The sequence below is a fragment of the Collinsella aerofaciens genome (assembly GCF_028206995.1).
GTDB classification, from domain to species: domain Bacteria; phylum Actinomycetota; class Coriobacteriia; order Coriobacteriales; family Coriobacteriaceae; genus Collinsella; species Collinsella aerofaciens_AQ.
Genome location: NZ_JAQLFL010000001.1, coordinates 39,446 through 52,166 on the forward strand (window position 1 = coordinate 39,446; position 12,721 = coordinate 52,166).

Here is a 12,721-nt window from a genome sequence, read left to right on the forward strand (position 1 = left end):
CTAATAAGGAGTCCTACCATGAAGCAGGGTATCCATCCCCAGTATGTCGAGTGCACGGTGACGTGCTCCTGCGGCAACACCTTCAAGACGCACGCTACCGTGTCTGAGATGAAGGTCGAGCTTTGCAACGAGTGCCACCCGTTCTACACCGGCCAGCAGAAGTTCGTCGACACCGGTGGACGCGTCCAGCGCTTCGCCGACAAGTTCGGTGGCGCCGCTGCCGCTCAGCTCAAGAAGGCCGAGGAGGCCAAGGCTGCCAAGGCCGCCAAGGCTGCTGAGGCCGAGGCCGCTCGCAAGGCCGCCGCTGAGGCTAAGGCTGCCGAGAAGGCCAAGCGTGCTGCTAAGTTTGCCGAGGAGGCTGCCAAGCAGGCCGCAGAGGCTCCCGTCGAGGAGGCCGCTGCCGAGGCCGAGACCACCGAGGCTGCTGAGTAAATAGCTCGCCGCGGAAACACTCGCATTCATGGCATGAGGGCCGCGCATCCGTTTGGGTGCGCGGCCCTTTTCATTTTATTGGTGCAAACCAACCTGTCCCCATTGCACCAGATTGGTGCGAAGGGGACGGGTTGGTTTGCACCAAATGGCAGAGTGACGGCGTTTTCCCAGATAAAACCTGCCAAAATAAACCAGTCCCTTTTTGGCAGGTCGGTCGGGTCGTAGTTATTACGTGGCGGTCGAGCTCGACCGTATAGGCCGCGCCTTGTTTGGCTAAAGTAAAATCATCTGTGTTTAACTCGTCCGCAGCTGCACGGCGTGGGCGATGGCCAAAAAGGAAAACCACATGGGATTCATGTCAAAGCTGCTGTCCTTTGGATCCGATAAGGACCTTAAGCGCTACTACAAGATCGTCGACCAGATCAACGGTCTTGAGCCCCAGTTTGAGAAGATGACCGAGGAGGAACTCCGCGCCCAGACCGATAAGTTCCGCGAGCGTTACGCCAACGGCGAGTCGCTCGACGACATGCTTCCCGAGGCCTTTGCCACCGTGCGTGAGGCTTCCAAGCGCATCACGGGCATGCGCCACTTTGACGTACAGCTCATCGGCGCCATGGCGCTTCATGAGGGTCATATTGCCGAGATGAAGACCGGCGAGGGCAAGACGCTCGTCTCCACCTTGGCCGGCTACCTCAACGCTATCGCCGGCAAGGGCGTGCATGTCGTTACCGTCAACGATTACCTGGCAAAGCGCGACTCCGAGTGGATGGGCCGCATCTACAAGTACCTGGGCATGACCGTCGGTCTGCTCCAGAACAACATGCCGCTCGAGCTCAAGCGTCCGGCCTACCAGGCAGACGTCACCTACGGCACCAACTCCGAGTTCGGTTTCGACTACCTGCGCGACAACATGGTCACCCGCCCCGAGCAGCGCGTGCAGCGCGGCCACCATTACGCCATCGTCGACGAGGTCGACTCCATCCTGATCGATGAGGCCAGAACGCCGCTCATCATCTCGGGTGCCGGCACCAAGTCCGCCAGCACCTACAAGGACTTCGCGCGTGCCGTGCGCGGCCTTGAGCGCGGCGAGGACGTGTCGCACGACATGCTCACCGCCACCGAGGACGTGGAGCCCACGGGCGACTATGTCATGGACGAGGCCAAGCACACCATTGCCGCCACCGAGCGCGGCCTTAAGAAGATCGAGCGCCGCCTGGGTATCGAGGACATCTATGCCGACCTTTCGGGCCAGCTGGTCAACCACCTGCAGCAGGCGCTGAAGGCCCAGTACATGTTCCATCGCGACAAGCAGTACGTGGTCACTAACGGCGAGGTCAAGATCGTCGACGAGTTCACCGGCCGCATCATGGAGGGCCGCCGCTATTCTGAGGGCCTGCACCAGGCCATCGAGGCCAAAGAGGGCGTGCTCGTACGCGAGGAGAACCAGACCCTGGCCACCATCACCCTGCAGAACTACTTCCGTCTGTATGACAAGCTTTCCGGTATGACCGGCACGGCACTTACCGAGGATGCCGAGTTCCGCGAGATCTACAAGCTGCCCGTCGAGGTCATCCCCTCCAACAAGCCCGTGCAGCGCGTGGACCACGAGGACCTGGTATATCGTACCATCCAGGCCAAGTACAACGCCGTTGCCGACGACGTCGAGCGACGTCACGCCAAGGGACAGCCGGTCCTGGTGGGCACCGTCTCCATCGAAAGCTCCGAGAAGCTGTCCGCCGCCCTTACCAAGCGCGGCATCGCGCACGAGGTTCTCAACGCCAAGCACCATGAACGCGAGGCCCACATCGTGGCCCAGGCCGGACGCTACGGCGCCGTGACCATCGCCACCAACATGGCCGGTCGTGGTACCGACATCCTGCTGGGCGGCAACCCCGACGAGTTGGTGCGCGAGCGCCTGGAGTACGAGGGCCTGACCATGGAGGACGTGACGCCCGAGCAGCTCGAGCAGTTTAACGCCGAGGCCAAGGAGACTTGCAAGGCCGAGCGCGAGCGCGTGCTTGCCGCCGGTGGCCTGACCGTTATCGGCACCGAGCGCCACGAGTCCCGCCGTATCGACAACCAGCTGCGCGGCCGCTCCGGCCGTCAGGGCGATCCGGGCGAGACCCAGTTCTACCTGTCGCTCGAGGACGACCTCATGCGCCTGTTCGGTGGCGACAAGATGGACCGCGTCTCCAAGATGATGGTCACGGCCGACATGGGCGACGACATGCCCATCCAGCACAAGATCATCTCCAAGGCCGTCGAGAGCGCCCAGCACAAGGTCGAGAGCATCAATTTCTCCATGCGTAAGAGCGTCCTTGAGTACGACGACGTCATGAACAAGCAGCGCCAGGTCATCTACGCCGAGCGCAATAAGATTCTTGACGGCAAGGACCTGACCGACCACATCACCGAGGTTATGCACGACACCGTGTACCGCTGCGTGCAGGAGTTCTGCACCAAGGACAGTCACGATGGCGAGCGCGACCTGGAGGGCCTGCGCAAGTGGGTTGTGGAGCTCACCGGCCACATCGATACGCCGAAGTTCCCCGACGAGGATTATGAGGCCCTGGCTGCCGATGTCCTGGCTTACGTAGAGAAGTGCTACAACACTAAGGCCGAGCGCTTGGGCGAGGACCTGATGCGCGAGCTCAACACCCAGGTCATGCTGCGCGTCATCGATACCCGCTGGATGAACTACCTGCAGGAGATGGATTACCTCAAGACCGGCATCGGCCTGCGCGGCTTTGGCCAGCGCGACCCGCTGGTCGAGTACAAGACCGAGGCCTACGGCGCGTTCCAGATGCTCGTCGATACCATGTATGAGGATTACCTGCGCACGGTTCTGCGCATCGAGATCAAGGCTGCCCCGCGTGCCGTGGAGCACAAGGAGGAGCCCGCGCTCGAGGGCGCGCGCTTCTCCGGTCCTGCCGAGGTCGATGGTGATAACGGCGACTCGGTGCTGCGCAAGCAGGCGCAGGTGCAGGCCCGCACGGCTGTCCAGGGTGGTCCGGCTGCCGTCAACAACGGTGGCAAGGTGACCACTTATCGCAAGTCCGAGAGCGACGATCCGTACGTCAACGTGGGCCGCAACGACCCGTGCCCCTGCGGTAGCGGCAAGAAGTTTAAGTACTGCCACGGCAGGAATCGTTAATGGCTGAGGCTTTAGAGATAACGCCCGCCGAGCTGGACGCGTTCGCGGACCGGCTCGGCGAGGTCGAGTCGTATCTCCACCTGGACGAGAAGCGTACCCGTGTGACCGAGCTCGAGGCCAAAAGCGTTGCCCCTGGCTTTTGGGATGACGCCGACGCCGCCCGTGCCACCATGGAGGAGATCGCGCGTACCAAGGAAGATATCGCTGCCGTGGACACCGCGCGCGGCGAGCTTTCCGATGCCCGCGCCGCGCTGGAGCTTGTCGAGGAGATGGGGGATGACCCCGACGCCGTCGCCCTTCGCGAGGAGGCTACAGCCACGGCTGAGCGCCTGGCCCGTGCCATCGATGAGCTTGAGCTTTCGAGCTGGTTTACCGGTGAGTTCGATCACGGCGATGCCATTGTGACTATCAAGCCCGGACAGGGTGGTCTGGAGGCCCAGGACTGGACCTTCATGCTCTTTAAGATGTACATGAAGTACTGCCAGCGTCGCGGCTGGAAGGTCACCATCAACGACTGTCCCGCGGCCGAGGTCATCGGCATCGACCGCGCGACCTTTACCGTCGAGGGCAAGGACGCATTTGGCATGCTGCGCGCCGAGGCCGGCGTCCACCGCTTGGTTCGCATTAGCCCCACCGACGACAAGAAGCGCCGCCAGACCACGTTTGCCGGCGTCGAGGTCATCCCCGTGCTACCCGATGATATCGACATCGAGATCAGTCCCGACGACATCCGCGTGGACGTGTACCACGCGAGCGGCCCGGGCGGTCAGGGCGTCAACACCACTGACTCCGCCGTGCGCGTGACGCATTTTCCCAGCGGCATTGTGGTCACCTGCCAAAACGAGCGCAGCCAGATCCAGAACAAGGCCGCGTGCATGCAGATCCTCAAGGCTCGCCTGTACGAGATTGAGCTCGAGAAGCGCGCCGAGGCCCTGGATGAGATTCGCGGACCCAAGACCACGATTGGTTTTGGCAACCAGATTCGCAGCTACGTGCTCTACCCGTACCAGATGGTCAAGGACCTACGCACGGGCGTGGAGACCAGCAATGTCGAGGCCGTTCTTGACGATGGCGACCTGGACCCGTTTGTTATTGGCTACCATCGTTGGGCCACCGGCAACGCCGATGCAGAAGGCTCGGAGGTCTAAAACATCGGGCAGCTTCAAGCCGATGCTAAGCCCAACGGTTGGACGGGTTTGTATCCAGAATAAACCCTGCGCAGGGGTGGTTTTTGTCCGGCGAATCGGTAGAATCGAATACAGCAAGAAGTTCGAAGCGCATCCGTTTGGGTACGCTTTTTTGAGGGAGGCAGCATGGCATATCGTCTGGACATCAAGCGCATTCTTTCGATGAACTTCTTTCACGACCTGCCCCAGATTATGTTGGGGTGCGCTCTGGCCGCTATTGCGACCGACCTGTTTTTGATTCCCAACGGCCTTGCTGCCGGTGGCGTTACGGGCCTTGCCACCATTATCCAGGCGGTCGGTGCATCGCGCGGCCTATCGCTTCCCGTTGGTATTCAGACGATCGTGATGAACGCCTTGCTGTTGTTGGTCGTTATGCGCGAGGGCGGCATGTTCTACGTGGTGCAGACCGCGACGGGCTTTGTGCTGCTGGGCTTCTTTACCGATCTGTTCGCCCCGTTTGTAGCACCTCTGGCGGATGCGGACCTGATGCTCCCTGCCATGTGGGGCGGCATTATTACGGGCATCGGTTACGGCATGGTGTTGCGCGCCGGCGCCAACACCGGCGGCTCGGACACGATTGGCCAGATCATCTCGCGTAACACCTCACTGCCGGTGGGCTCGACCGTCATGGCGATCGATGTTGCCGTATGCGCGCTATCGGCTCCGGTCTTTTCAATCGAAAACGCACTGTATGCAGGCCTTTCGATGGTCATTAGCGGCTACGTGATCGATGCCGTGGTCGATGGTGGCAACAAACGCCGTATGGTACTCATCATCTCGGACAAGTTCCCTGATATCGCTGCCGATATCATGTATGGCCTGGGTCGTGGTTGTACCAAGTTTAAGGCGACTGGCATGTATTCGGGTGCCGAGAAGCCAGTGGTTATGGTCATCGTGAGCCGTCGAGAGCTCAATACCCTCAAGACGATCGTGCGCGAGCGCGATCCTCATGCCATCGTGACGGTTGCCGACGTTACGGAAGCCTTCGGCGAGGGATTCAAGGACATTAGCGCGTAGGGTCGACTGCGTTCCATCCAAAAGACGTTCACATTGATAAACCGTTTCATCAGCGGTTCTGCCTGCTCAATTGTTCAAATAATGATAAATACTCTGGTAAAGCTTCCAGTTTCCAGCATAATGAATGACGTACGTGCATTGCGGCTGTGTTGGGATTACCTTCGGTGCCGTGCGCATCTTGTCTTAAGAGGATGAAAGGAAGGCACAATGAGCGACGAAGAGCTCAAAAAGGTTGCCAACGAGGTAAGGAAGGGCATCGTCACCGGCGTGCACGCTGCCAAGTCCGGCCATCCGGGCGGTTCGCTCGGCGCCGCCGACATCATGACCTATCTGTACTTTGAGGAAATGAACGTCGACCCAGCTAATCCCCGCAAGGCCGATCGCGACCGCTTTGTGCTCTCCAAGGGCCATTGCGCTCCGGGCCTGTACGCCGTGCTCGCCGAGCGTGGGTTCTTCCCCAAGGAGGACCTCGAGACGCTGCGCCATATCGGCAGCCACCTGCAGGGTCACCCCAACATGAACGACACCCCGGGCGTCGACATGTCCACCGGCTCGCTCGGCCAGGGCATCTCCACCGCTGTGGGCATGGCCGTTGCCGCCAAGCACTGGGGCGATACTTACCGCACGTACGCCCTGCTGGGCGATGGCGAGAGCGAGGAGGGCCAGGTCTGGGAGGCCGCCATGTTTGCCGGCAACCAGCAGCTCGACAACCTCTGCGTGATCGTCGACCACAACGGCCTGCAGATCGACGGCCCCGTCGAGGAGGTCAACGACCCCATGCCGCTGGCAGACAAGTTCCGCGCCTTCAAGTTCCATGTGGTGGAGCTCGCCGACGGCAACGACTTTGACCAGATCCGCGCCGCCTTTGCCGAGGCCCGCGCCACCAAGGGTCAGCCTACCGCCATTATCGCCGAGACCACAAAGGGCAAGGGCGTCTCCTTTATGGAGAACCAGGTGGGTTGGCACGGTAAGGCCCCCAACGATGAACAGTTTGAGCAGGCCATGGCAGAGCTCACGGCCGCCGGAGAGGAGCTCTAGGATGGCAGATGTCAAGAAAATCGCCACGCGCGTAAGCTACGGCGAGGCCCTCGTCGAGCTCGCCAACGAGCACGATGACTTTGTGGTCCTCGACGCCGACCTGGCCGCCGCCACGCAGACCGGCAAGTTTAAGGCTGCCTGCCCCGACCGCTTCTTCGATGTGGGCATTGCCGAGAGCAACCTGATGGGTGTTGCCGCCGGTATCGCAACCACCGGTCGCGTTGCCTTCGCGAGCACCTTTGCCATGTTTGCCGCCGGCCGCGCTTTTGAGCAGGTCCGTAATTCCATCGGTTATCCGCACCTCAACGTCAAGATTGGCGCCACGCACGCCGGTATCTCGGTGGGCGAGGACGGTGCCACGCACCAGTGCTGCGAGGATATCGCCCTTATGCGCGTCATTCCCGGCATGACCGTCATCGTTCCCGCCGATGACGTCGAGGCTCGCGCCGTGACGCGCGCCGCCTACGAGTGCGACGGCCCCGTCTACATGCGCTTTGCCCGTCTGGCCTCGCCGGTCATCAACGACCCCGAGACCTACAAGTTCGAGTTGGGCCGCGGCATCGTCATGCGCGAGGGCGCCGACGTTACCATCATTGCCTGCGGTCTGATGGTCGGCGAGGCCCTTGAGGCCGCCGGGCAGCTCGCTGCCGAGGGCATCGACGCCGAGGTCATCAACATGCACACCATCAAGCCCATCGACGCCGATCTGGTCGTCAAGAGCGCTACCAAGACCGGCCACGTCGTGACCGTCGAGGAGCACTCCGTGATCGGTGGCCTGGGCAGTGCCGTTGCCGACGTCCTGTGCGAGCAGTGCCCGACGCCGCTCAAGAAGATCGGCGTCAACGACACGTTCGGCGAGTCCGGCCCGGGCGCCGAGCTCCTGCACAAGTACGGCCTGGACGCCGCCAATATCGTGGCGACCACCAAGGAGTTCTTGGCATAAGGCAAGGTGGATCTCAAGGACTGCTTCGCCAGAACTATAAAACTGCTTCGCCAGTACTATGGAAACCCGGCAGGGGCGCTCTCTTGGAGGGCGCCCCTGTTTCAGTTGCGGTGAAATAAGGACTATTTTGCCAGCCTAAAGGCTCAACAGTCCCTATTTCACCGCAACTTATGAAGACGCCCCTCAAGCACGGTCCCATCAGGGAAAAGGACATATATCGACAAAGCGCAATTCAGACCCTTCCAGCTTTGTATATGCAGCACCCCAAGATAAACGCAGCGACCCCTTAGTTATCGCAGGCCGGGCACAGGGTTACTCTCCAAATCTTTCCGCAGGACGGAGGAGCCCCCGCCGCGCGAAGCGCGCAGCGGGGGCTCCGACATGTCCGAGGACGATTTGGAGAGTAACCCTGTGTCCGGCCGACGGGATCCCTAAGCACGCCATGCTTCTTATGTGCAGCAAAGCTAATGCTGCTAAAATACAAAGCGCTCATGTAGTTTAAACGCACGACGATAAGGAGCACCAGTGGGTAACCACTTCCGTACCTCCGGTGCGGGCGATGATGCCCCCAAGACGCAGGCAGGCGTCCAGGGCAGTCGTTTCGCCACTCCGGATTCAGAGGGCCAGCCTGTTGCTCAGGCCCCCGCTCAGCCGGCAGATCAGGCACAGCCGGCATCCGATCCCTTTGCCTACAATCCAACCAGCGATGTCGCGCTTTCCGGCGCGGCGGGTTTTGAGCCCGTTCAGGCCGTGACCGCTCGCGTGGAGCAGCCTCAGGCTGGCGCCGCCACGCCGCAGCCTACCATGGCCGCTATTCCCGACCCCATGGCCCCTGCGACGCCGGCTCCTCAGCCTGCGCAGTCCGGTCTCTTTGCCGCTATTCCCGACCCCACGCAGCCTGCTGCCCCGGTGGTCGAGAGCGATCAGGCCGCCGAGGTCGCAAGCCTCGATAACGCGCTCAACAACCCCGATTTTACGTCGGTGTTTGCGCCCATCGATCCGCAGGCCAGCCGCAAGAAGATGGCCAAGCAGGCCGGTGTCGAGCCCGTCATCCTTATGGAGCATGTCACCAAGATCTATCCGGCACAGCCCAACAAGCCTGCACTCGACGACATCAACATCGAGATCTATCCGGGCGAGTTCGTCTTCCTGGTCGGTCACTCCGGCTCGGGTAAGACCACGCTGCTGTCGACGCTCAACCGCGACGTCAAGCCGACGAGCGGCCGCATCCTGGTTGCCGGTCAGGACCTCATGAAGATCAAGAACCGCAAGGTTCCGTTCCTGCGCCGCCAGATTGGCGCCGTGTTCCAGGACTTTAAGCTTCTGCCGCAAAAGACCGCCTACGAAAACGTGGCGTTTGCCCTGCAGTGCATCGGCAAGCCCAAGGGCGTCATTCGCAGCCAGGTGCCCGAGGTGCTGCGCCTGGTCGGTCTGGCCGATCAGATGGACTCGCTGCCCGACCAGCTTTCCGGTGGCGAGCAGCAGCGCGTTGCCGTCGCCCGTGCTATGGTCAACCGTCCGCCGCTGCTGATCTGCGACGAGCCCACGGGCAACCTCGACCCGGCGATCTCGCTGGGCATCATGAAACTGCTTGAGCGTATTAACCGCACCGGCACCACCGTGATCGTCGCCACGCACGACCGCGAGATGGTCGATAGCATGCACCGTCGCGTGATCGCCCTCGAGGGCGGCCACGTCATCCGCGACCAGGAGAGGGGAGGTTACGGCAACTATGGCACCAACTAACGTGGGCTACTCCTTCAAAGAGGCAATCAGCCACTTCTTCCGTAACTGGACTACCTCGCTCGGCGCCGTCATCACGATCTTCCTTTCGCTGTTTATCATCGGCCTGTTCATCATGGGCTCTGCGATGCTGAACTCCGTGATCGGCACCGTCGAGGATCAGGTTGTCATCAACGCGTTCATTAGCGATGACGCCGATCAGGCTGATGTTCAGGCTTTTGAGGCCGAGCTTAAGACGTGGAATAACGTCAAGTCCGTGACCTATAAGGACAAGGACGACGCGCTGGCCGAGTATACGAGCAAGATGTCGGGCAACGCCGACGCCACCATGAGCGCGCTCGATGGCCAGAACCCGCTGCCGGCTTCCTTCGCTATTGAGATGGACGATCCGTCCAAGGTCGAGAGCACGGCAAAGAAGCTCAAGAAGGATGCCGATTTCCAGAAGATCGTGGATGACGGCGACGTCAACGCGAGCGTGCTGTACGGCCAGGAGGGAGTGAGCCGCCTGTTCCAGGTGACCAACTACATCCGCATCGCCGCCGTGGTGCTCGTTGGCCTGCTGACTTTTATCGCGTTCATCTTTATCAACAACACGATTCGCCTGTCCATTACGGCGCGTCGTCGTGAGATTGCGATTATGCGTCTGGTCGGCGCCAGTAACGGCTTCATTCGTGGCCCGTTTATCACCGAGGGCGTACTGCAGGCCATTTTGGGCTCGCTGCTTTCCATCGGCGTTCTGGAGCTGCTGCGCAATCTGATGATTCCGCGTTTGCAGGAGAGCATCGGCTGGATGTCGTTTGCCCTGCCGATGCAGTACTACCTGGTGACCTATGCTGCGCTGATTCTGGTCGGCGTGATTATCGGCCTCTTTGGTTCTGCCATCGCCATGCGTCGCTACCTGCGCGTGTAGGCATGCCTGGAATTCATCCCTTCCAACGGGTCGTCTCTTATGGGGCGGCCCGTTTTTTGATCCCTAGGGGACGGCAGGAAAGCGAATCATTTGGGTAGACTCTTTGGAGTTCGCAATCGATAGTTAGGAGGCGCCATGGGGCGCAATAACAAGCATAAGCGTGGAGCTCGCAATAAGCGCGGGCCGGTGCGCAGCGAACGCCGTCCGAGCCTGACCGGGCGCGTGCAGCTCCATGAGCACAGTGCCTATGTCATAACCGAGAATGGCGACTACAAGGTCATGGGTCGCGGCAAGCGTGAGATCATGGACGGCGATACCGTTGCCGTGAGCATTAAGAATAGCCCGCATGGCGAGCGTCGCGCCGTGATCGAGGGCGTAGTTGAGCGCGCAGCCATAAGCGTGGTGGGTACGTACCAGACCGCCGGTCCGCTCGGTGTGATCGAGCCGCTCGATTCGCGCTTGAAGGCCGACTTCTTCATTTTGCCCGAGGATACCTCGGCGGATCGTCTGAGTGTCCACCCGGGTGATGCCGTTGTCGCGCGCATTTTGACCTACCCGACGCGCCTGGAATCGGGCACTGTGACGATCGAACGCCGCATTGGCGGAGATGACGCGCCCGATTTGGGCGTTCAATATGTGATGGCGCGTTACGGCTATACCGATAGCTATCCCGAGGCCGCGCTGGACGAGGCCGAGGGGCTTTCGCTCGATGTGTCCGCGGCGCTTAAGGACCCGCTCCGCCGCGATCTGCGCGACCGCTTTGTCATCACGATCGACCCGGTCGACGCGCGCGACTTTGACGATGCCATTTCGTTGGAGCGCACGCCCGAGGGTGGCTACAAGCTGGGTGTGCATATCGCCGACGTTTCACACTATGTGGCTTGGGACGGGCATATCGATCTTGAGGCTCGCCATCGTACGACATCGGTGTATCTGGCCGATCGCGTGCTTCCCATGCTGCCCGAACGCCTGTCCTGTGACCTGTGCTCGCTTCGCCCTGACGAGGACCGTCTTGCGTTTACCGTCGATATCGAGCTCGATGCGCAGGGTCGCGTGCGGCATTACGATCCGTATTCCAGCGTGATTCGCTCGCGTGTGCGTATGGACTATGACGGCGCCGAGGCGCTGCTGGTGCGTGCCGGCGCGGTTGAGTATTCGGTGCTGGAGGGTGCAGCCGAGGATGTTGCGGCTGCCGAGACCTCGCGCGAGGAAGCGCTTGAGCGCGGTCTTGCGTGCGAGGAGGCCGCCCGCGGCTACAACATCGACCTCGGCGATTTCCTTGTCGCCGCTAACGAACTCGCCGAACTTCGCCGTCGTATTCGTCGCGCCCGCGGCTCAGTCGATTTTGACACAGCCGAGATTCGCGCTCTATTGGATGAGGACGGAGTGCCCGTGCAGATTGTGGCGCGTGAGCGTTCGTGTGCCACGTCGCTTATCGAGGAAGCCATGCTGCTCGCCAACGAGTGCGTTGCAGAGTGGCTGGCAGACCGTGATATCGAGGCCTGCTATCGTGTGCATGAGGATCCGAGCCCCGATAGCCTGCACGGTGCTGCCGTTGCGCTGGCGCAGCTAGGCATCATCGACGATCGCCGTGCTGCCGGTATTGCCCTGGGGAGCCCCGATGAGCTGCAGGCTGCAGTTGATGCTGCCGCCGGTACGGCCAACGCACCGCTCGTCAACACGCTGCTTCTGCGCAGCATGCAGCGCGCGCTGTACAAGCCGCGCAACGAGGGCCACTTTGCGCTCGCCGCGCCGTGCTACTGTCACTTTACGAGTCCCATCCGTCGCTACCCCGATCTAGTGGTGCACCGCGTGCTCAAACTGCAGTTGGCCTATGAGCAGCTCGGCGGCAAGGACGCCTTGGTCCGTACGCCGCGGCTGATCGGCAAGGGGCGTGAGTCGCTGCCGCGCATTCTGCCGCAGATCTGCCGCGCATGTAGCGATGCCGAGCGCGCGGCAGATGCCGCCAGCCATGCGACGCAAAAGATCAAGATTGCCCAGTACTATGAGGACCGTCTGGGTGAGCGCTATGCCGGAACCGTCTCGTGGGTTAGCAGCATGGGCCTCTTTGTGCGCTTGGACCTAACACAGGTCGAGGGCCTGGTTTCAATTAAGAGCCTGGGCAACGAGTGGTTCGAGTTCGACGAGGACGCGCTTACGCTGACGGGCGCCGACACGGGGACTCGCTATGAACTGGGCCAGCGCGTGATTATCGAGGTCTCGCGCGTCAATACCACGCGTGGACACTTGGACTTTAAGCTTATCCATTAGCTAAATCCCGACTCATGGTGGGGGAG

At 61.3% G+C, this 12,721-nt stretch carries 9 protein-coding genes; all 9 read left to right on the forward strand.

The annotated features are described in order from the left end of the window. The first annotated feature begins 18 nt into the window (after positions 1 to 18). The 9 genes from rpmE to PMX60_RS00255 all read left to right on the forward strand — a co-directional run bounded on the left by rpmE (position 19) and on the right by PMX60_RS00255 (position 12,695). On the forward strand, positions 19 to 432 hold the full coding sequence (gene rpmE, locus PMX60_RS00215) for a 50S ribosomal protein L31 (RefSeq protein ID WP_117638071.1): 414 nt from the start codon (positions 19 to 21) through the stop codon (positions 430 to 432). Between the two features lie 346 nt (positions 433 to 778). Beyond that, entirely contained in the window at positions 779 to 3,586 is a 2,808-nt protein-coding gene (gene secA / locus PMX60_RS00220) for a preprotein translocase subunit SecA (RefSeq protein WP_271746476.1), read from the forward strand. Beyond that, the gene (gene prfB, locus PMX60_RS00225) at positions 3,586 to 4,734 is read left to right on the forward strand and encodes a peptide chain release factor 2 (RefSeq protein WP_215694743.1); all 1,149 of its coding nucleotides are present in this window, start codon (positions 3,586 to 3,588) and stop codon (positions 4,732 to 4,734) included. The genes secA and prfB overlap by 1 nt, the downstream gene beginning before the upstream one ends. 165 nt (positions 4,735 to 4,899) lie before the next feature. After that, a complete protein-coding gene (locus PMX60_RS00230; RefSeq protein WP_195521200.1) occupies positions 4,900 to 5,790 on the forward strand; it encodes a YitT family protein in 891 nt (296 codons plus the stop codon). A 207-nt stretch (positions 5,791 to 5,997) separates the two neighbouring features. Further along, a complete protein-coding gene (locus PMX60_RS00235; RefSeq protein ID WP_117769458.1) occupies positions 5,998 to 6,828 on the forward strand; it encodes a transketolase in 831 nt (276 codons plus the stop codon). A gap of 1 nt (position 6,829) precedes the next feature. Beyond that, complete coding sequence (locus PMX60_RS00240) at positions 6,830 to 7,771, forward strand: transketolase family protein (protein ID WP_148332032.1); 942 nt, start codon at positions 6,830 to 6,832, stop codon at positions 7,769 to 7,771. 525 nt (positions 7,772 to 8,296) lie between these two features. Then, positions 8,297 to 9,517 (forward strand): cell division ATP-binding protein FtsE, encoded by a 1,221-nt coding sequence (ftsE, locus tag PMX60_RS00245; RefSeq protein WP_148332033.1) that lies wholly within the window; start codon positions 8,297 to 8,299, stop codon positions 9,515 to 9,517. Beyond that, complete coding sequence (ftsX, locus tag PMX60_RS00250; RefSeq protein WP_271746477.1) at positions 9,504 to 10,424, forward strand: permease-like cell division protein FtsX; 921 nt, start codon at positions 9,504 to 9,506, stop codon at positions 10,422 to 10,424. Before ftsE ends, ftsX begins: the two co-directional genes overlap by 14 nt. A gap of 135 nt (positions 10,425 to 10,559) precedes the next feature. After that, the gene (locus PMX60_RS00255) at positions 10,560 to 12,695 is read left to right on the forward strand and encodes a ribonuclease R family protein (RefSeq protein WP_148332034.1); all 2,136 of its coding nucleotides are present in this window, start codon (positions 10,560 to 10,562) and stop codon (positions 12,693 to 12,695) included. The last annotated feature ends 26 nt before the right edge of the window (positions 12,696 to 12,721 follow it).

Bases quoted from the DNA above. Each gene is read 5' to 3' on its own strand.
- prfB (WP_215694743.1), top strand. From the start codon at position 3,586: ATGGCTGAGGCTTTAGAGATAACGCCCGCCGAGCTGGACGCGTTCGCG.
- PMX60_RS00240 (WP_148332032.1), top strand. From the start codon at position 6,830: ATGGCAGATGTCAAGAAAATCGCCACGCGCGTAAGCTACGGCGAGGCC.
- rpmE (WP_117638071.1), top strand. From the start codon at position 19: ATGAAGCAGGGTATCCATCCCCAGTATGTCGAGTGCACGGTGACGTGC.
- PMX60_RS00230 (WP_195521200.1), top strand. From the start codon at position 4,900: ATGGCATATCGTCTGGACATCAAGCGCATTCTTTCGATGAACTTCTTT.
- secA (WP_271746476.1), top strand. From the start codon at position 779: ATGGGATTCATGTCAAAGCTGCTGTCCTTTGGATCCGATAAGGACCTT.
- PMX60_RS00235 (WP_117769458.1), top strand. From the start codon at position 5,998: ATGAGCGACGAAGAGCTCAAAAAGGTTGCCAACGAGGTAAGGAAGGGC.
- ftsX (WP_271746477.1), top strand. From the start codon at position 9,504: ATGGCACCAACTAACGTGGGCTACTCCTTCAAAGAGGCAATCAGCCAC.
- PMX60_RS00255 (WP_148332034.1), top strand. From the start codon at position 10,560: ATGGGGCGCAATAACAAGCATAAGCGTGGAGCTCGCAATAAGCGCGGG.